Origin of the sequence: Modestobacter sp. VKM Ac-2978 (genome assembly GCF_026968025.1) — a bacterium.
GTDB lineage: Bacteria > Actinomycetota > Actinomycetes > Mycobacteriales > Geodermatophilaceae > Modestobacter.
Map to the genome: position 1 here is coordinate 460,190 of NZ_JAPVBP010000002.1, position 18,962 is coordinate 479,151.

The window sequence follows — 18,962 nt, forward strand, 5'->3', positions numbered from 1 at the left end:
CGATCAGGACGGCGGCGCCCCGAGCCACCGGAGCACGGCGCGGGCGGTGCGGGCCCCGCTGGCCATCGCACCCTGGATGGACGGGGTGTCCCGGTGGTCTCCGCAGACGAAGAGCCCACCGCCCAGGTCGACCGGGCGACGGTGCTGCAGCGGGGGAGTGGCCGCCGGCTGCGCTCCGGTCACGGTGACGGTGGTGAGGTGGGTCAGGTCGGTGCTGGGGACACCGTGCAGGCGCGCCACCTCCTCCCGGACGTCGGGCTCCCGGGTCGGCGCCAGGGTCGAGCTGGCGACCAGCGCCCGGCCGTCGGGGCTGTAGGCCGGTTGCGCGTCCGAGACCACCGCGCTGTTCACCAGCCGCCCACCGGGCTGCCCCAGCACGATCAGCGGAGCGGACCAGGGCGACTCCGGCAGCACGTGCAGGTGCGTGGTCACCTGCCGGGGCGCCGCCGCCCCCAGCCCGGGGAGCAGGACCGCAGCGGTGTCGGGGTCGGTCGCCACCACGACGGCGTCGGCGGTCGTGGTCCCGGCGTCGGTGTGCACGGCCCCGCCCTCCACCCCGGTGGCGCGGACGCCGAGGTGTACGCGGTCGGCGGGCAGCCGGCCGGCGAGCTGTTCGCCGATGGCCTGCATCCCGCCGGCGGGGAGGCCCACCCGGCCCCGCACGAAGCTGCGCCAGACCAGGTCGAGGTAGCGGCTGGAGGTCTCCAGGCGGTCCTCCAGCAGGACGCCGGCGAGGAACGGCCGCAGGAAGACCTCGAGCGCCTGCTCGCCGAGCCCCGCGGCGCGGAGGGCCTCGGCGGCGGTGCGTTCGCGCGCCGCCAGCAATCGCGACACCGGTGCGTAGCCGGCCCGCGCCGAGAAGGCGGCGAGCGCAGCCTGCCGGACCGGCCCGCCCAGCGGTGCCCGCAGCGTGTGCACGACGGTGCCCGGGTGCTGGCGGGGGTCGACGACCCGGTGGGCGCGCCCGTCCACACGGACCACCGCGCCGGTCCAGAACCAGCCCAGGTCGAGCGCCGGCAGGTCGAGGTCGGCGGCTCGGGGGTAGCCGGTGTTGAACACCTGGAAGCCGCGGTCGACCAGGAAGCCGTCGATCCGGGCCGTCGACAGCCGGCCACCCGGGTGCTGGGCGGCGTCGAGCAGGTGGACGTCGCGGCCGGCCGCCGCCAGCCGGGTGGCGGCGCTGAGCCCGGCCAGCCCTGCACCCACCACGACGACCTCGGCGCGTGGTGGCGGTGGCATGGTCCGAACCTAGGCGGTCCGAGGTGGCCCGTCCTGCCCACTGCCGCAGCTGTGGACGGACCAGGGGCCTGTGGACGGGCGCAGCGGGGGACCGGCCGTCGGCCCTACCGTCCCGGCATGCCTGCGCAGCCCTCCCCGTCGGCGGCCCCGGTCGTGCCCGGTTACGTGCTCGAAGAGCTCCTGGGCCGGGGTGGCTCCGGGCAGGTGTGGCGAGCCCGGCCACGGTCGGGTGGGTCGCCGGTGGCGGTCAAGGTTTTGCTGCGGGGTGACCCGGAACGGCAGGAGCGCGAGGCGGGGCTGCTCGGTGAGCTCGACCACCCGCACCTGGTGCGGCTGCACCACGTCGTCCGTCGCGAGGTGCGCGACGGCCCGGCCCAGGTGGCGCTGGTGCTCGACCTGCTCGCCGGCGGCAGTCTGGCGGCCCTGCTCGCCCGGCGGGGGCGGTTGCGCCCCGGAGAGGTGGTCACCACGGTGGCCCCGGTGGCGGCTGCACTGGCCCACGCCCACGAACGGGGCGTCGTGCACGGCGACCTGTCGCCGGGCAACGTCGTGTTCACGGAGGAGGGCCGCCCGGTGCTCACCGACCTGGGCACCGCCCGGTTGGTCGGCGACGTCGCGCGGGCCGAGGTGACCCCGGCGTACGTCGACCCGGTGGTGGCCCGCGGCGGTGCGCCGGGACCGGCGTCGGACGTCTTCGGTGTCGCTGCGGCGGCCTTCCACGCGCTGACCGGGGTCGCTCCCTGGAACGCCGCCGACCCCGGGGGCACGTTCGCGGTCGCAGCCGGCGGTGACCTGCCCGATCTGGCCCTCCTCGCCCCCGATGCGCCCGACGAGCTGGTGCGCGTGGTCCTCCGCGGGCTGTCGGCCGAGCCGCACCTGCGCGGGTCCGCCGCGGCGTTCGCCCTCGACCTCCGTCACTCCTGCCGACCGGAGCCGGTCCGGCTCCCGGTGGCTGGCGTGCCCGACGACGAGCTCGGGGCCACCGGGCGGGGCCCACGGACCGAGCTGACCCACCAGGTGCCGGGCCGGCGACCCCGCGCCGCCCATGCCGTGCCCGTCCCGGAGGGGCGGTGGGCGCAGCTCCGGGTGCGACTCGGTGACCGGGTCGCCGCCGCGGGAGGAGGCAGCGAGGTGGGCGTGCGTCCCCTGGTCCGTGGTGCGGTCCGGCGGACGGCGACGGCCGCCGTCGTGCTCGCCGCCCTCGCTGCGGCACTGGCCGGTGCGACCTGGCTCGGAGCGAGCTGGGGTGGGTCCGGTGGTGACCCGGTGCCCGCCGCGGGCCGGACCGCGGCGAGCAGCGTCCCCCCGCCGGCGGCGACACCGACGACCCCGGACGATCCAGTGGACGGCGGGGAGGCATCGCCGGCCGACCGCTCGGCGACGCCGGTGGCGGACGCCGAGTGGGCTGCGGTGCTCACCGACCTCTACGGACGCCGGAGCGCGGCCTTCACCGACGCGGACCCGACGGCGCTGGCGGAGGTGCACGCACCGGGCAGTGCGTCGCTGTCCCGCGACACCGATCAGGTGCAGCAGCTGGTCGCGGCCGGTCAGCGGCTCGACGGCTTCGCGCCCCGGCTGGTCCGCCTCGTCGAGGTGACGGCCTCGGGGCCGGCCCGGTTCGACGTGGCGCTGGTCGACGAGCTGCCGGCCTACCGGGTGGTGCGCGCCGGCGGGCCCGATGCGGCGGTGGTCGCCGAGGTGCCCGCCCGCGGTGCGGCGCCCGTGCAGATGGCCGTGGAGCGCACGGCGTCCGGGTGGCGGATCGCCGATGCCCGACTGGGCCGATGAGGGGTCAGCGGGCGGCGACGGCAGCCCGCAGCGCCGCCCGGAGGTCCTCGTGCGTGAACCGGAACCCGGCCGACCGCAGGACGTCGGGGACGGCACGCTGCCCGGCCAGCACACCCACGTCGGCGAACTCGCCGAGGGCCAGCCGCAGCGCGAACTTCGGCACGGTGAACACGGCGGGCCGGTGCACGACCTCGGCGAGCGCGGCGGTGAACTCCGCGTTGGTGGCCGGACTGGGGGCAGTGAGGTTGACCGGGCCGGACACCGGAGCGGTGAGCAGGAACCGGATCGCGTCGACCTCGTCCTGCAGGCTGATCCAGGGCATGTACTGCTGCCCCGAGGCCAGTTTGCCGCCCAGGCCGAGGCGGAACAGGGGGAGCAGCCGACCCAGCAACCCGCCGTGGCCGAGCACCAGCCCGGTGCGCAGGGTCGCCACCCGGACCCCGGCGGCGGCAGCCGGTGCGGTCGCCGCCTCCCAGGCGACGCAGACCCGGGCCAGGAAGTCCTCGCCGGCCGGCACGGTCTCGTCGACCACCCGCTCGCCGGTGTCGCCGTACCAGCCGACCGCGGACGCCGAGAGCAGCACCCGGTCACGACCGGGCTCGGCTTCGGCTGCCTCGACGAGGGCCTGGCTCACCGTGGTCGTGCTGTCCACCCGGCTGGCCAGCACCTCCTGCTTGTGCTTCTCCGTCCAGCGCCGGTCACCGACCCCGACGCCGGCGAGGTTGACCACGGCGTCCACGTCGTGCAGGAGACCGTCGGGGAGCCTGTGGTGTGCCGGCTCCCAGCGGTGCTCGTCCGCGGTGCGCGGGGTGCGGCGCACCAGGCGCAGCACCTCGTGCCCGTCGGCCACCAGCGACCGGACGAGCGCAGATCCGATCAGCCCGGAGGACCCGGTGACCGCCACCTTCATCGAGTGCTCCTTCGGATCAGTGCGCGGACGTGCACCAGGGAGACGGCGAAGGGCCCCGGCCGAAGCCGGGGCCCTTCATCGGTGGATCAGGAGATGCCCAGGTCGCCCTGGAACTGCCCGCCCTCGAGCCGCTCCCGCACCGTGGTGAGGAACCGGGCGGCGTCGGCGCCGTCGACGATCCGGTGGTCGTAGCTCAGCGCCAGGTAGACCATCGACCGGACGGCGATCACCTCGCCGAGCTCCGGGTCCTGCACCACCACGGGGCGCTTGACCACCGAGCCGACGCCCAGGATGGCGACCTGGGGCTGGTTGATGATCGGGGTGTCGAACAGCGCGCCCCGGCTGCCGGTGTTGGTCAGCGTGAACGTGCCGCCACCCAGCTCGTCCGGCGTGACCTTGTTGGTGCGGGTCCGCTCGGCCAGGTCGGCGATCTTCCGGGCGATGCCGGGCACGTTCAGGTCGCCGGCACCGTGGATGACCGGCACCAGCAGGCCGCGCTCGGTGTCCACGGCGATGCCCAGGTTCTCGGCGTCGTGGTAGGTGACCGTCCCGGCCTCCAGGTCGACCGAGGAGTTGACCACCGGGTGGGCCTTGAGGGCCTCGACCGCCGCCTTGGCGAAGAACGGCAGGAACGACAGCTTGACGCCCTCCCGGGCGGCGAAGTCGTTCTTCACCTGGTTGCGCAGGTTCGCGATCCGGGTGACGTCCGCCTCGACCACGGTGGTGAGCTGCGCACTGATCTGCAGCGACTCGAGCATCCGCTTGGCGATGACGGTGCGCAGCCGGGACAGCTTCTCCGTGTTGCCACGCAGCGAGGAGTCCGGGGTCGCGGCCGGCGAGGGGGTGCGGGCACCGCCCGACGAGGCACCGCCGGAGGAGGCGGAGGCCGGGGCCGCGGCCGGCTTCTTGGACTCCTCGGCGGCGGCGAGGACGTCCTGCTTGCGGATCCGCCCGCCGACGCCGGTGCCGGTGACCGAGGACAGGTCGACGCCCTGCTCGGCAGCCAGCCGGCGCACCAGCGGGGTGACGTAGGCGCCGCCGCCGTCGGGTGCCGGGGCCGACGCGGGCTTCGAGGCCGGCGCGACCGCCTCGGCGGGAGACGGCTGGTCGGTGGGCGACTGGGTCGGCATGGTCCCGCCCGAGCCATAGTCCGCGCCCGGCTGGCCGCTGTCGGTGTTGGCCTCGGCCGGGGTCGGCTGCTCGGCCTTCGGAGCCGCCTTGGCCTTCGGCTCCTCCTTCGGAGCCTGTTCCGGCTCCGGGGCGGGCTCGGCCTTCGGCGCCTCCGCCTCCGGCGCGGCCTTCGCGGCACCGCCACCGGAGCCACCGATGACGGCCAGCTCGGCGCCGACCTCCACGGTCTCGTCCTCGGAGACGACGATCTTGGTGAGCACGCCCGCGACGGGGGAGGGGATCTCGGTGTCGACCTTGTCGGTGGAGACCTCCAGGAGGGGCTCGTCGACCTCGACCTGGTCACCCTCCTGCTTCAGCCAGCGGGTGACGGTGCCCTCGGTGACGCTCTCACCCAGTGCGGGCATGGTCACCGAGGTGCCCTCGCCGTCACCGGAACCGCCGGAGTCGCCGCCCTGCTCGGCTGCTGCGGGGGCTGGCTCCTCGGCGGGCTCCTCCTGAGCGGGCTCCTCCTGGGCGGGCTCTTCCTGAGCGGGCTCCTCGTCGGCCGAGGACTCCTGGGCCGGGGCGTCCTCCGCCGGGGCGCCGGCGTCGCCGCCGTCCTCGCCACCGATGACGGCCAGCTCGGCGCCGACCTCCACGGTCTCGTCCTCGGCGACGACGATCTTGGTGAGCACGCCCGCAGCGGGGGAGGGGATCTCGGTGTCCACCTTGTCGGTGGAGACCTCCAGGAGGGGCTCGTCGACCTCGACCTGGTCACCCTCCTGCTTCAGCCAGCGGGTGACCGTGCCCTCGGTGACGCTCTCGCCCAGGGCGGGCATGGTGACGGACGTCGGCATCGAAGGCAGGTCTCCTCAGGTCGTGGGGTGGTGCTGAGCGGGGGTGCTGATCAGGCGGTCGTGCTGAGCAGGTGGTGCGTCAGTCGTGCGCGTGCAGCGGCTTGCCGGCCAGGACCAGCGCCGCCTCGCCGAGGGCCTCGCTCAGCGTCGGGTGCGGGTGGATCAGCTGGGCGACCTCCTCCGGCAGGGCCTCCCAGTTGTAGACCAGCTGGGCCTCGGCGATCATGTCGCCGACCCGGCTGCCGACCATGTGCACGCCGACGACAGGCCCGTTGCCGGCGACGCGGATCAGCTTGACCGCACCCGCCGTCTTCAGGATCGCGGCCCGGCCGTTGCCGGCCAGGTCGTAGGTGGCGACCTCGACCTCGCCGTGCTTCTCCTTGGCCTGGGCCTCGGTCAGGCCGACGGAGGCGACCTCGGGCTCGGAGTAGGTGACCCGCGGGACACCCGCGTAGTCGATCGGCACGACCGGCAGCCCGGCGAGGCGCTCGGCCACCAGGATCCCTTCGCCGAAGCCCACGTGCGCGAGCTGCAGGGTCGGGATCAGGTCGCCGACGGCGGAGATGGTCGGCACGTTGGTCTGGCAGTACTCGTCGACCAGGACGTAGCCACGGTCCATGGCGACGCCGGCCTCCTCGTAGCCGAGGCCCTCGCTGACCGGCCCACGGCCCACGGCGACGAGCACGAGCTCGGCCTCGTAGTCCTTGCCGTTCTCCAGGGAGACCTTCACGCCGTCGGCGGTGGTCTCGACCTTGGCCACCCGGCTGCCCAGGGAGAAGTCGATCTTGCGGCGGCGGAAGGCGCGCTCCAGCAGCTTGGAGGACGACTCGTCCTCCAGCGGGACGAGGTGGGGCAGGCCCTCGACGATGGTCACGTCGACGCCGAAGGACTTCCAGGCGCTGGCGAACTCGCAGCCGATCACGCCGCCGCCGAGGACGATCGCCGACGTCGGCACCCGGTCGAGCTTCAGCGCGTGGTCGCTGGTGATGACCTTGGTGCCGTCGATCTCGATGCCGGGCAGGGAGCGGGCGTAGGACCCGGTGGCCAGCAGCACGTGCTTGCCCTCGAAGGTCTCGTCGCCGACCTGGACCGCGGTCGGGGAGACCAGCCGGCCCTCGCCGCTCACGTACTTGATGCCGCGGCTCTTGATCAGGCCCTGCAGGCCCTTGTGGTTCTTGGCGATGACGCCGTCCTTGTAGGCGTTCACCCCGTCCATGTCGATGCCCGAGAGGGTCGACTTGACGCCGAACTGCTCGCCCTCGCGGGCGTTGTCGGCGACCTCGGCGGTGTGCAGCAGGGCCTTGGTGGGGATGCAGCCGCGGTGCAGGCAGGTGCCGCCCACCTTGTCCCGCTCGATCAGGACGACGGACATGCCCAGTTCGGCGGCCCGCAGTGCGGCGGCGTAGCCACCCGAGCCACCACCGAGGATGACCAGGTCAGCGGGGGTGGACGGTGCGCTCACGGCTGCTCCTCAGTGCTGGGTGGCCCGGAGCTGCTCCGGGCACGGCGATCCTGCGCGTGCCCATCCTGCCACTCCCGGGAACGGCGCGTTCGGATGCTCCGTTGCTCTCTGCAAGAGCGTCGCGGTGCAGTCCGCGGCCGGCGAGGACGGGGGCAGTGCGATGGGGCTGATCGACCGGCTGCGGAGCCGCGGGACGAGGGGCGCTGCAGGGGGCGGTCGGAGCCGGCGCGGCACGCTCGACCGCGCGTCGGGGTCGGCGGACCTGAGCCATCTGGAGCAGTTCGTCGCCACCCGGCGCGGCGTCGAGGGGTACGTCGAGCCCCGTACCGCGGTGACCGAGACGACGATCCTGCTGGTCGCCGCCGACGGGGAGTGGACGCGGCGACGGATCGACGGACCGGACACCGCCCGCAAGCTGTCCCGCGACCTCGCCGTCCCGGTGTACGACGCGCAGATCACCGGCTACCCGCAGCGGATGCGCGACTGGAGCGCCCGCCAGAAGGCGGACGACAAGCTGTGACGGGCGGCCCCCCACCTCGTCGGAGGCGGGGGGCCGTCGGCTCACTGTGCGGCGATGAGGCCCTCGATCGTGGCGAGCAGCGTGCGGACCGGCACGCCGGTGCCGCCCCTGGGCGTGTAGCCCCAGGGGGCGCCGGTGTTGTAGGCCGGGCCGGCGACGTCGATGTGCGCCCAGGGCAGGCCGGCGGGCACGAACTCGGACAGGAAGTGCCCACCCACGAGCATCCCGCCCATCCGGTCGGCGTTGGCGTTCACCAGGTCCGCGATCGGGGAGTCCAGCCCGCGTCGCAGCTCCGGCGGCAGCGGCATCGCCCACATCGGCTCCCCGCTGCGCCGGCTGGCGGCGACGACGGCGTCCCGCAGGTCGTCACTGCCCATCACGCCGGAGGTGCGGGTGCCCAGCGCGACCAGCTGCGCGCCGGTCAGCGTCGAGGTCTCCAGCAGGTGGGCGGGGGAGTCCTCGACGGCGCGGCAGATGGCGTCGGCGAGCACGACCCGGCCCTCGGCGTCGGTGTTGGTGATCTCCGCCTTCTTGCCGTTGCGGAAGGTGACCACGTCGGCCGGGCGGTAGGCGGTGCCGCTGGGCATGTTCTCGGCGATCGGCACGGTGGCGGTCACGTCGACCGGGAGGCCGAGCTCGGCGACCAGGCAGACGGTGGCGATCACGGCCGCGGCGCCGGCCATGTCGCTCTTCATGTCCTCCATCTTCGCCGCGGGCTTGATCGAGATGCCGCCGCTGTCGAAGGTGATGCCCTTGCCGACCAGCGCGACGCTCGTCTTGGCCTTCTTGCCCTTGTACTCCAGACGCAGCAGCCGCGGGCCGCGGCTCGAGCCGCCGCCGACGGCGAGGATGCCGCCGTACCCGCCGGCCGCCAGGGCCTTCTCGTCGAGCACCTCGACCGACAGCCCGGCCTTCTTGCCCGCGGCGGCCCCCCGGGCGGCGAGCTCCGCCGGGTACAGGTCGTTGGGCGGGCTGTTGACCAGGTCGCGGACCAGGGCGACGGCGGCGGCGACCGCGCGCACGCGGGCCAGCGGCGCCTTCGCAGCGCCGGCGTCGGGGACGACGAGCTCCACCGAGGACGGCGGGGTGGGACGGTCGGCCGGGAGGTCGGACTTGTAGGCGGTGAACTCGTACGCGCCGAGCAGCGACCCCTCGCCGACGGCGTGCAGCCGGTCGGCGTCCGGTGCGCCACCCACGGCGGCGAGGAGGGTGACCAGGGAGCTGCGCCCGGTCAGCGCGCGGCTGGCGGCCCCGGCGGCCCGGCGGACCGCCTCCGCCGAGTAGGAGCCGTCGGCCTGCGGGGCGCCCAGCCCGGCCACGGCCACGACCGGGAACGGACCCTGGCCGAAGGTGGGCAGCTTGGTGACCTCGTCCTCGGCCCCGCGGGCGCCGAGATCGGCCAGAGCGGCGAGGAGCCGACCGCCGAGGAGCCGGTCGATCGCGTCGGCCCCGGGCGTGGACAGCAGGCCTGCCGGTCCCTGGCCGACGCCGACGACGAGGGCGTCGGCGGTCAGCTTCTCGAGCGGGCGGTCGGTGGCGGAGATGGTAGGCGGCACCCGACGATCGTAAGGAGGTGGTGAGGACGGCGTACGACCGGCAGGCCGCCGACCACTAGCGTGCTGGCGGTGAGCCCGCTGACCTCCCCTCTGCACGATCGTCACGTCGCCGCCGGCGCCAAGTTCGCCGACTTCGGTGGCTGGTCCATGCCGATCGAGTACGCCGGTGGTGGCGTGCTGGCCGAGCACACCGCGGTCCGGGAGGGCGTCGGGCTCTTCGACGTCTCGCACCTGGGCACCGCGACGGTGCGTGGCCCGGGGGCCGCCGACTTCGTCAACTCCTGCCTGACCAACGACCTGGGCAAGATCGGGCCCGGCCAGGCCCAGTACACGCTGTGCTGCGTCCCCGACGGTGACCCGCAGGCGGGAGGCGTGGTCGACGACCTGATCGTCTACCTGCACGGCCCGGACGACGTCCTGCTCGTGCCCAACGCGGCCAACGCGGCCGACGTGCTGGCCCGGCTCGCGGCCGAGGCGCCGGCGGGGGTCACGGTCACCGACCGGCACACCGAGGTCGCCGTCCTGGCGCTGCAGGGGCCGCGCTCACCCGAGGTGCTGGCGGCCGTCGGCCTGCCCGGCGAGCTGCCCTACATGTCCTTCGCCGAGACACCCGGCTCCGGCGGGGACGAGGTCACCGTCTGCCGGACCGGCTACACCGGCGAGCACGGCTACGAGCTGCTGGTCGCCGCCGAGCGTGCCGGGCAGCTGTGGGACGCGCTGCTGGCTGCCGGCGAGCCCGAGCAGATCCGGCCGTGCGGCCTGGGGGCCCGGGACACCCTGCGCACGGAGATGGGGTACCCGTTGCACGGCCACGAGCTGTCGCGGGAAATCACCCCCAACCAGGCGCGGTCGGGGTGGGCCGTTGGGTGGGGCAAGGACGCGTTCTGGGGGCGCGAGGCGCTGGTCGCGGAGAAGGCGGCCGGCGCGCCGCGTCAGCTGTGGGGTCTGCAGGCGCCCGGTCGTGGGATCCCCCGGCCCGGCATGCTCGTGCTCGGCGCCGACGGCTCGCGGATCGGCGAGGTCAGCAGCGGCACGTTCTCCCCGACCCTTCGGACCGGGATCGCCCTGGCACTGCTGGACAGCTCCGCCGGTGTCGCCGAGGGGACGGAGGTCGCCGTCGACGTTCGGGGACGGCCCCAGGCGGTCGTCGTCCGGCGTCCGCCGTTCGTGGAGTCCCACGTCCGCTGAGGGCCGGGGCACCGCTCTCGGTGACTACTTGCTCGGCACCGGCGGGTCGGGCACCTCGTCGGCGACGACGGCGTCCCGCTTCCCCATCGGCTCGGGGTCGCCCTGGGTGGTGTCCTGCGCGGTCTGGTGTTCGGTCTCGGCGTTGATCTCCGCGCCCAGCAGCACCAGGTAGCAGGTCAGGTACAGCCACAGCATCAACACGATGACGCCGGCGATCGCGCCGTACGTCTCGTTGTAGGAACCGAAGTTGTTCACGTAGAAGCTGAAGGCGACGCTGACGACCGCCCAGATGACGGTGACCACCAGGGAGCCGAGGCTCACCCAGCGGATCTTCGGCGCATCCCGGTCCGGGGCGACCCGGTAGAGGACGGCCAGCGAGCCGATCACCACGCCCAGCAGGAGCACCCAGCGCAGGACCTGGGCCAGGACCGTGCCGACACCGCCCAGCGGGAGCGCGTCGAGCACCACCGGGACCACGGCGATGAGGGCGAAGGTGAAGAGGATGAACACGATCGCGCCCAGGGTGAGCACCAGGGAGAGCGCGCGCAGCTTCAGGAAGTTGCGGGTCTCGACCTCGTCGTAGGCGATGTTCACCGCCTTCACCATGTTGTTGACACCGCCGGACGCCGTCCACAGCGCACCGAGCACCGAGGCGATCAGACCGAAGGTGAGCGCCCCGCCGGCGTTGCTGGTGATGTCGGTCAGCTGCTCGGTGAGGATGTCCTGGGCGCTCTCCGGGAGCTGGTCGGACAGCGATGCGATCTGCTGGGTGACCTGCTCGGGGGAGGCGACCAGGCCGTAGATCGAGATGGTCGCGATCAGCGCCGGGAAGATCGAGAGGAAGGCGAAGAAGGCCACCCCACCGGCGATGATCGGCATGTTGTCGGCGTTGTTCTCCGCCCAGGACCGCTTGACGATCTGCAGCCAGCCGCGCGCTGGGATGTCCGTGGGCCGGTCGGCGTGGATGCCCGGCATCTCCTCGGGCTCGGGCACGTCCGGAGCCGGGCGGGCGGCTTCCCGCTGCTCACCGCGGACGACGGCCGTGGAGGAGGCTCCGCTGGCCCCGTCGTCGCGTCCGGCAGCACGGGCTTCTGCAGCCCGCATCGCGGCCCGTCGCTCGGCCTTCTCCTGGACCCGCACGCGGATGTTCTCCACGGCGCTGCCCGGCCGCCCGTTGTCGACCATCGGTCTCGTCCCCTTGTCTCGGGTCTGCAGGTGGATCGGTGGAACGGCGGCGTCCGCCGACTCCCGGCCGGCCCCACGCGGGGGCCGGCCGACAGGCGGACCGTGCAGCTCAGGCCGGTGTCACCGGCGAGAGCTCAGCGGCTCAGCCGAGCCAGCGTGCGCCGCCAGCCGGAGCGACGGCGCGGCAGGCGCCGGGCGGCGGCCCGCTGGGTCGCGGCGACCTGCTGCACCGCGACGCGCTCGCCGGCCCGCACGCGGGCAGTGGCAGCCCGCTGCGCGGCCGACAGCTGCTTCGAGGCGGCCCGCTGCTTGGCGGTCAGCTGCCCGGTGGCGGTGCGCTTGTGCGCGCTGAGGCTCGTGACGGCGGCCTTCCGGCGAGCGGCCGCGGCCTTCCGGCGGACCTCGGCGCGCTCGGCCGCCTTCTTCCGTGCCGCCACTCGCTCCTTGCCGGCGCGCTTCGCCCGCTGCTGCGCCGCCTTCCGGGCCGCTGCCTGGCGGCGGGCGGCCTGCTTGGCGGCCGCCCGCTCCTCCGCGGTCCGCCGACGCCTGCGACGCCAGGAGAGCAGCCCGATGACCGCGGTGAGGGCGGCCACGCCGCCACCGATGACGGCCGGCGGGTTCTCCCGGTACGTCTCGACCGCGGTGTCCTTGGTCCGGTTGGCGCTCTCCAGTGCCGAGCTCTTGGCCTGGTCGACGCGCTCCTGGGCCCGGGCCGGGACGTCGAGCCGGTGGCTGAGCTCGTCGACCGTGCGGCCGAGCTGCTCCCGGGTCTGCTCGATGTCGGCGCGGATCGCGTCGGGGTCGTTCGGGCCGGCAGCGTCGTCCGGCCGGGTGTCGTCGGCTCCGGTCATCGGGACGCACTCTCCTTCACGGTCGCGACATCGGTCTTGACGCTCGCGATGGCCTCGGTCGGCACGGGCGGGGCGGCCTGCTGGACGTCCTTCTTGCCGATCAGGGCGAGCACGGCGGCGACCACGAAGAGCACGACGGCGACGATGACGGCGGCCAGCCAGCCGGGGAGGACGAGCGCGAGGGCGAGGACGGCGGCCGCGACGAGCACCTGGAGACCGAGGAAGGCGAACAGCCCCGCGCCGCCGAAGAGGCCGGCCCCCAACCCGAACTTCTTGGCCTTGGTGCTGACCTCGGCCTGGGCCAGGCGCATCTCGTCCCGGACCAGTCGCGTCAACTGGTCGGAGAGCTGCCCGATCAGCTGACCGGTGGAGGCGTTCTCGGGGGCGGGCGGGGGTGTCTCCACCCGGCTGGCACCGGCGCCCGTGGTGGGCTGGCTCATCTGTACTCCGCGTTGTCGGGCGTGGGTGATCCCTGCACCATGCCCGGGTGCTTACCGCGTAAACCAAGATCGCCACTGCGTGCCCGGTCGGCCGGCCACGTTCCGGGGCTGCCCCGAGGGCGGGAGATCGCTAGCCTGCCGCCATGAGCTGGACCTGGCAGCTGGAAGACCCTTCGGGTGCGCCGATCGACCCTGCCACGCTCGGGGTGGAGGTGCCCGAGTGCGACAACCAGGGCGACGCCGAGTCCTGGCTGGGGGAGTCCTGGCGCGACCTGCTGGAACGCGGGGTCGCCACGGTGACGCTGCAGGAGGACGGCGAGCGGGTGTACGGCCCGATGGGCCTGGCGGCGAACTGAGGCGGCCCGCCCTGTCCCACGGCTCGTCGGCCGGCGGCGGGCCTCTGCGGGAGGGGCCCGCCGCCGGCCTGCGGGCGAGGGGTGGAGGGCGGTGCCCTCCTCAGCCGCGCGAGGTCTTGGCGGGGTCGCGCTCCACGACGTCGCCCAGCACCTGGTCGATGCGGGTCAGTACCTCGGCCGGCAGCTGGACCCCGGCGGCCTGCACGTTGTCGTGCACCTGCTCGGGCCGGCTGGCGCCGATGATGGCGGCCGCCACGTTCCGGTTCTGCAGCACCCAGGCGATCGCCAGCTGCGCCATCGACAGGCCGAGCTCGTCGGCGATGGGCCGGAGCTCCTGGACGCGGGTGAGCACGTCGTCGGTCAGGTAGCCCTTCATCGAGCCGCCCACCGTGGCGTGCCCGCCGCGGCTGTCGGCCGGCGGCTGCTGACCGGGCAGGTACTTGCCGGTGAGCACGCCCTGCGCCAGCGGGGACCAGACGATCTGGGAGAGGCCCTCCTGCTCGCTGGTGGGCACCACCTCGGCCTCGATGACCCGCCACAGCATCGAGTACTGCGGCTGGTTGCTGATCAGCTGGACCTTGAGCTCGCGAGCCAGCTCGGCGGCGGCGGCGATCTCCTCGGCGCGCCACTCGGAGACGCCGAGGTAGAGCACCTTGCCCTGGCGCACCAGGTCGGCGAAGGCGGTCATCGTCTCCTCCAGCGGCACCGAGGAGTCGTACCGGTGTGCCTGGTACAGGTCGACGTAGTCGGTCTGCAGCCGCTGCAGTGACGCGTTGCAGCTCTCGGTGATGTGCTTGCGGGACAGGCCGCGGTCGTTGGCCCCCGGGCCGGTGGGCCAGTAGACCTTGGTGAAGATCTCCAGACCCTCCCGGCGCTGGCCGGCCAGCGCTCGGCCCAGGACGGACTCGGCCTTCGTGCCGGCGTAGACGTCGGCGGTGTCGAAGGTGGTGATCCCGACGTCGAGGGCGGCCCGCACGCAGGCGTGGGCGGCGTCCTCCTCGACCTGGCTGCCGTGGGTCAGCCAGTTGCCGTAGGCGATCTCGGAGATGGTCAGGCCAGAGCGGCCGAGGCGTCGTGTCTGCACGGATCAGACGGTACTTAGATCGGGTAATGACCACCGCGGCCCCCTCGCAGGGGCCCGCCACGAGCCTGCGAGTGGTGGGGGGCGAGGGGGTCCTTCGACTTCGTCAGACCTCGGCGCCCAGCGGCACCTGCGGCTTGGGGAAACGCCAACGGCGGATCATCGTGGCCCGGCTGACGCCGTACCAGACCAGGCTGCGCATCTTCTGGTCGGTGTCCGGGAAGCGCTCGGTGACCTTCGCCTTGATCTTGCGGCCGAGGAGGAACGAGTCGCCGATGATCACCAGGAAGAAGGCGAACCACACGAACACGGTGTAGCTCTGCACCGCCGGCACCGGGATGAAGTAGCCGATCAGCACCAGCGCGGCCACCGCCAGGAAGAAGCTGCCGGCGTTGCGGCGGGCGTCGACGACGTCGCGGACCAGTCGGCGCACCGGGCCGCGGTCGCGGGCGGGCAGTGCGCTGTCGTCGCCGCGGGCCCCGGCGGCACGGGTGTTGCCACGGCCCGCGGCCTGCTGCTCGCGCATCCGCTTGTAGGCCTCCTTGCGCGTGGTCGGCGGCGGCGGCACCGGCCCACTGCGCCGTCCCTGCGCCTCGTTGCGGCGCGGGGTGGGGCGGCCCTTGCCCGTCGTGCCGACCGCCGTCGACCCGTGCGGGGTGACGGTGGTGACGGCGTCCGACGCCGTGTCGGAGTCGGGACGGCGGCCGGGCAGGCGGAGCTTCACGTCGGCGAGTCTACGTGGACAGCGCCTCCTGTCAGGGGTGCCACGACAGCGGGGCACCCAGGGCGAGCGGTGCGGGCACCGCCCCGTGCGGCGTTCGCGCCGTACAGTGGGAAGCAGCTCCGCCACGGCGGTGTTGGCCGTTCTGAGAGCCCGCCCTCCGTGGCGGGCCGAGCAGGACACCCTCGAGTCTGGGAGGACCACGACATGACCGTGCAGGACACGCAGGCCCCCGGCGCCACCGGCGTCATCCTCAGCGACCCCGCCGCCCTCAAGGTGAAGACGCTGCTGGAGCAGGAGGGTCGCGACGACCTGCGGCTGCGGATCGCGGTGCAGCCGGGTGGTTGCTCGGGTCTCCGTTACCAGCTGTTCTTCGACGAGCGCTTCCTCGACGGCGACGCGACCTTCGAGTTCGGTGGCGTCGAGGTCATCGTCGACCGGATGAGCATCCCGTACCTCAGCGGCGCGACGATCGACTTCGTCGACACCATCGAGAAGCAGGGCTTCACCATCGACAACCCGAACGCGGGCGGCTCCTGCGCCTGCGGCGACTCGTTCCACTGATCGCCAGCTAGCCCGAACGCACCGAGGCCCGGCACCCCGCAAGGGGGGCCGGGCCTCGGTGCGTCCCGGGGAGGCAGGGCGGCCTCAGTCGGCCGGCTGCGAGGGGATCGGCATCGGGACGCCGGCCGAGGGGGACGGCACCCTCGGGAGAACTGGGCCGGGGTCCGGTGCCGGCGCCGGCTGGGCCGTCGGTGCGGGCGATGTCGTCCCGGGTCGGGGCGTGTCGGCGGACGGGTCCGGGCGGGGGGCGATCGGCGGCGGGGTCCGCGGCGAGGGTGCCGCGGACGTGGGTGCCGTGGTCGTGGGTGCCGTGGTCGTGGGGACCGGATCGCCCGGCTCCTCGCCGTCCGTGCCGGAGCAGCCGGCCAGCAGCAGGCCGGTCAGCAGCAGGCCACCGGCCGCGGCGACCCTCCGGCGTCCGGTCACATCCGGACGGGGTAGACCGGCTCGGGGATCTCCGGGGTGATCCGCTCCTCGACGAAGATCCCGTGCCAGAGCATGAAGACCAGCACCCCCCAGACCTGCCGGGCGATCCGCTTGCTGGGCACCTCGGCCTCGCGAAGTCGGTCGAGCAGCCGGAGCACGTGGTCGCGGTCGAGCCACTCGTCGGTCTGGCTGGCGGTCACGATGTCCCGGGCCCACCCGTGCAACGGGCCGGCCAGGAACTCCGCCGTCGGTACCGGGAAGCCCAGCTTGCGGCGGTTCATGATCTTCGGCGGGACGATCTGCCGCATCGCCTGCCGCAGGGCGTACTTGGTCGCATCGCCGCGGCGGGGCACCCGCATCTCCAGCGGCAGGGTGCTGGCCAGGGCGAAGACCTCGGGGTCCAGGAACGGGACCCGCAGCTCGAGGGAGTTGGCCATCGTCATCTTGTCGGCCTTGACCAGGATGTCGCCACGGAGCCAGGTGAAGAGGTCGACGTACTGCATCGCCGTCACGTCGTCGTAGCCGGCCTCGCGGGTCTGCCGGTAGAGGGACTCGGTGACGGTGACGTGGGAGAGGTCGGGGTCGCGGCCGGGGAGCAGCTGGGCGAGCTCGATGGCGTTGAGGTTCCGGGCGTTCCCGTAGTACCGCTCCGCCAGCGGCTGCGATGCGCGCTCCAGCAGGCTCTGCCCGCGGACGCCCTCCGGCACCAGCCTCGACAGCCGGCCGAGCGCCTGCCGCCCGACCGCCGGCAGCTTCGTGGCCCAGGCCAGGCTCAGCGGCTCCCGGTAGATCGTGTACCCGCCGAACAGCTCGTCGGCGCCCTCACCGGAGAGCACCACCTTGACGTGCTTACGGGCCTCGCGGGCCACGAAGTAGAGCGGTACGAGCGCCGGGTCGGCGACCGGGTCGTCCAGGTACCAGACGACAGCGGGGATCGCGTCGGCGAACTCCTGCGCGGTGATCTCCACCGGTATGTGCCTCACACCCAGGATCGCCGCGGACTCGGCGGCGATGTCGACCTCCGAGGTGGCCTCCCGCTGGAAGCCGACGGTGAAGGTGACCAGGTCGTCGTTGTACTTGTGGGCCAGTGCGGCGATCGCCGTGGAGTCGATGCCGCTGGAGAGGAACGACCCGACCGTGACGTCGGCGCGCATGTGCTTGGCGACCGAGTCGTCGAGCACCTCGGCGATCCGGTCGAACAGTGCCTGCTCGCCACCCGGGGCGACCGGCTGCGACCGGAACGACGGGTGGAACCAGCGCTTCGTCTGCAGCTCGCCGTCCACCACGGTGAAGCTGGTGCCGCTCTCGATCCGCCGGATCCCCCGGTGCAGGGTGGCGGGCTCGGGCACGTACTGCAGGGTCAGGTAGTGCTGCAGGGACGCCGGGTCGACGCCGCCGGCGCCGGGGGTGCCGCCCAGCAGCTCCAGCAGGGCCTTCTTCTCCGAGCTGAAGACCAGGCCACCGTCGGCCAGTCGAGCGGTGAACAGCGGCTTGATGCCGAAGGCGTCCCGGGCGCCGAACGCCGTCCCGGTCCGGGTGTCCCAGATGACGAACGCGAACATGCCGCGCAGTCGCGGGACGATCGCCTCGCCCCACAGGTGGTAGCCCGCGACGATCGCCTCGGTGTCGCCCTCGGTGGCGAAGGTGGCGCCGGCCGCCTTCAGCTCCTCGCGCAGCTCCAGGTAGTTGTAGATCTCACCGTTGAAGACGATCCGGTACCGGCCCTCGGCGTAGGGCATCGGCTGGGGGCTGCCCTCGATGTCGATGAACGCCAGCCGGTTGAAGCCGAGCACCGCGTGCCCGTCCGACCAGACCTCCCGGTCGTCGGGACCCCGGTGCCGCAGGCAGCGCAGCGCGTGTTGCACCCCGGAGACGGTCTGCTCGTCGACCCGCTCGGCGTCGGTGGACAGGTAGGCCAGCAGGCCGCACATGCGGGAGGTCTCCAGGAGGTGGGGGAGGGGGGCGGGAGGCCCCGTGGTCAGACGCGCTCGCCGGCGCGGGTCTTGCGGGTGGCGATCCGCTCGGCGACGAAGGACAGGATCGGGACGGTGCCCGCCAGGAGCACGAGCACCGAGCCCTTGACCGACCACCGGGCGCGCAGCGCGAGGTCGCAGGCGGTCACGAAGAAGATCGCGTAGAGCCAGCCGTGTGCGGTGCCGATGACCTCGACCGGGCCCTCGACACCGGCGGTGTACTTCAACGGCACGGCGACGAGGATCAGGGCGATCAGCAGGACGCCGACGACCCAGGCCATCACCCGGTAGCGGGTCAGCGCGGCCGGCACGTCCTGCCCGACCCGGCGGGCCAGCGCGCGCGGCAGCCGCGACGACGTCGCGGTGCGGTCAGCGGTCACTGTCGCTCCGCGGCCTGAGGGCCTTCTCGTTGAGCTCGGCGAGGTAGGCGTTGTACGCAGCCAGCTCCGGGTCGCCGGTCGTGTCGATCCGCGGCCGCTGGTACAGCACCAGGGAGGCGCCGGGCTCGTCGTCCGCGGGGTCCCGGGCCAGCTCGTCCTTGGCCATCTTGAGGTAGAAGCCCAGGCCCATGAACCCGTAGAGCGGCCACTGCAGCGCATAGCTCCAGTTGACGGCGCCGCCACCGGCCTCGGCCTTGGTCAACTGCCAGTAGCCGAGGAAGAACGTCATCACGAAGAGCGCCACGACCACCAGGTGCATGAAGAGCCACCCGGGGCTGAGCAGGCGTCGGTACAC

The 18,962-nt window shown here is 73.6% G+C and carries 18 protein-coding genes; 5 read left to right on the forward strand and 13 right to left on the reverse strand.

Going from position 1 to position 18,962, the window contains the following annotated elements:
- Window positions 1-3: 3 nt before the first annotated feature.
- Window positions 4-1,239, reverse strand: coding sequence for an NAD(P)/FAD-dependent oxidoreductase (locus O2W53_RS06050; protein WP_269162107.1), 1,236 nt, complete (start codon window positions 1,237-1,239; stop codon window positions 4-6).
- Between the two features lie 117 nt (window positions 1,240-1,356).
- Between O2W53_RS06050 and O2W53_RS06055 the strand changes: the two genes are divergently transcribed.
- Entirely contained in the window at window positions 1,357-3,027 is a 1,671-nt protein-coding gene (locus O2W53_RS06055; protein WP_269162108.1) for a serine/threonine-protein kinase, read from the forward strand.
- Window positions 3,028-3,031: 4 nt separating this feature from the next.
- Here the strand turns inward: O2W53_RS06055 and O2W53_RS06060 are convergent, their stop codons facing one another.
- The 3 genes from O2W53_RS06060 to lpdA form a co-directional block, all read right to left on the reverse strand.
- Window positions 3,032-3,937 carry a TIGR01777 family oxidoreductase gene (locus O2W53_RS06060; RefSeq protein ID WP_269162109.1) on the reverse strand — a complete coding sequence of 302 codons (906 nt, stop codon included), beginning with the start codon at window positions 3,935-3,937 and terminating at the stop codon, window positions 3,032-3,034.
- 86 nt (window positions 3,938-4,023) lie between these two features.
- Window positions 4,024-5,904: a 2-oxoglutarate dehydrogenase, E2 component, dihydrolipoamide succinyltransferase gene (sucB, locus tag O2W53_RS06065; protein WP_269162110.1), complete on the reverse strand. Its 1,881-nt coding sequence runs from the start codon at window positions 5,902-5,904 to the stop codon at window positions 4,024-4,026.
- A 79-nt stretch (window positions 5,905-5,983) separates the two neighbouring features.
- Complete coding sequence (lpdA, locus tag O2W53_RS06070; RefSeq protein ID WP_269162111.1) at window positions 5,984-7,366, reverse strand: dihydrolipoyl dehydrogenase; 1,383 nt, start codon at window positions 7,364-7,366, stop codon at window positions 5,984-5,986.
- A gap of 124 nt (window positions 7,367-7,490) precedes the next feature.
- Here lpdA and O2W53_RS06075 point away from each other — a divergent pair, with 124 nt between their 5' ends.
- Window positions 7,491-7,886 (forward strand): oxidoreductase, encoded by a 396-nt coding sequence (locus tag O2W53_RS06075; RefSeq protein WP_269162112.1) that lies wholly within the window; start codon window positions 7,491-7,493, stop codon window positions 7,884-7,886.
- Window positions 7,887-7,927: 41 nt separating this feature from the next.
- On the opposite strand, the gene O2W53_RS06080 is transcribed toward O2W53_RS06075, so the two are convergent.
- Window positions 7,928-9,442 carry a leucyl aminopeptidase gene (locus O2W53_RS06080; protein ID WP_269162113.1) on the reverse strand — a complete coding sequence of 505 codons (1,515 nt, stop codon included), beginning with the start codon at window positions 9,440-9,442 and terminating at the stop codon, window positions 7,928-7,930.
- A gap of 69 nt (window positions 9,443-9,511) precedes the next feature.
- Between O2W53_RS06080 and gcvT the strand changes: the two genes are divergently transcribed.
- Window positions 9,512-10,630 (forward strand): glycine cleavage system aminomethyltransferase GcvT, encoded by a 1,119-nt coding sequence (gene gcvT, locus O2W53_RS06085; RefSeq protein ID WP_269162114.1) that lies wholly within the window; start codon window positions 9,512-9,514, stop codon window positions 10,628-10,630.
- Window positions 10,631-10,654: 24 nt separating this feature from the next.
- Here gcvT and O2W53_RS06090 read toward each other — a convergent pair whose 3' ends face one another.
- From O2W53_RS06090 to O2W53_RS06100, 3 genes are all read right to left on the reverse strand, one after another.
- A complete protein-coding gene (locus O2W53_RS06090; protein WP_269162115.1) occupies window positions 10,655-11,815 on the reverse strand; it encodes a YihY/virulence factor BrkB family protein in 1,161 nt (386 codons plus the stop codon).
- Between the two features lie 134 nt (window positions 11,816-11,949).
- Window positions 11,950-12,666, reverse strand: a complete 717-nt coding sequence (locus O2W53_RS06095) for a DUF3618 domain-containing protein (protein WP_269162116.1) — start codon at window positions 12,664-12,666, stop codon at window positions 11,950-11,952.
- Window positions 12,663-13,106 (reverse strand): phage holin family protein, encoded by a 444-nt coding sequence (locus O2W53_RS06100; protein WP_269162117.1) that lies wholly within the window; start codon window positions 13,104-13,106, stop codon window positions 12,663-12,665. Before O2W53_RS06100 ends, O2W53_RS06095 begins: the two co-directional genes overlap by 4 nt.
- Before the next feature lie 143 nt (window positions 13,107-13,249).
- Between O2W53_RS06100 and O2W53_RS06105 the strand changes: the two genes are divergently transcribed.
- Entirely contained in the window at window positions 13,250-13,462 is a 213-nt protein-coding gene (locus tag O2W53_RS06105) for a hypothetical protein (RefSeq protein WP_036334846.1), read from the forward strand.
- A gap of 100 nt (window positions 13,463-13,562) precedes the next feature.
- On the opposite strand, the gene O2W53_RS06110 is transcribed toward O2W53_RS06105, so the two are convergent.
- A complete protein-coding gene (locus O2W53_RS06110) occupies window positions 13,563-14,546 on the reverse strand; it encodes an aldo/keto reductase family protein (protein ID WP_269162118.1) in 984 nt (327 codons plus the stop codon).
- Between the two features lie 103 nt (window positions 14,547-14,649).
- Entirely contained in the window at window positions 14,650-15,267 is a 618-nt protein-coding gene (locus O2W53_RS06115) for a DUF3043 domain-containing protein (protein WP_269162119.1), read from the reverse strand.
- Window positions 15,268-15,471: 204 nt separating this feature from the next.
- Here O2W53_RS06115 and O2W53_RS06120 point away from each other — a divergent pair, with 204 nt between their 5' ends.
- A complete protein-coding gene (locus O2W53_RS06120; protein ID WP_269162120.1) occupies window positions 15,472-15,828 on the forward strand; it encodes a HesB/IscA family protein in 357 nt (118 codons plus the stop codon).
- 422 nt (window positions 15,829-16,250) lie between these two features.
- Here O2W53_RS06120 and asnB read toward each other — a convergent pair whose 3' ends face one another.
- Genes asnB through O2W53_RS06135 form a run of 3 tightly spaced genes read right to left on the reverse strand, consistent with a single transcriptional unit; the run spans window position 16,251 to window position 18,962 of the window.
- Complete coding sequence (gene asnB, locus O2W53_RS06125) at window positions 16,251-18,185, reverse strand: asparagine synthase (glutamine-hydrolyzing) (RefSeq protein ID WP_269162121.1); 1,935 nt, start codon at window positions 18,183-18,185, stop codon at window positions 16,251-16,253.
- 47 nt (window positions 18,186-18,232) lie between these two features.
- Complete coding sequence (locus tag O2W53_RS06130; protein WP_269162122.1) at window positions 18,233-18,607, reverse strand: DUF3817 domain-containing protein; 375 nt, start codon at window positions 18,605-18,607, stop codon at window positions 18,233-18,235.
- Window positions 18,597-18,962: a metalloprotease gene (locus O2W53_RS06135; protein WP_036334854.1), complete on the reverse strand. Its 366-nt coding sequence runs from the start codon at window positions 18,960-18,962 to the stop codon at window positions 18,597-18,599. The genes O2W53_RS06130 and O2W53_RS06135 overlap by 11 nt, the downstream gene beginning before the upstream one ends.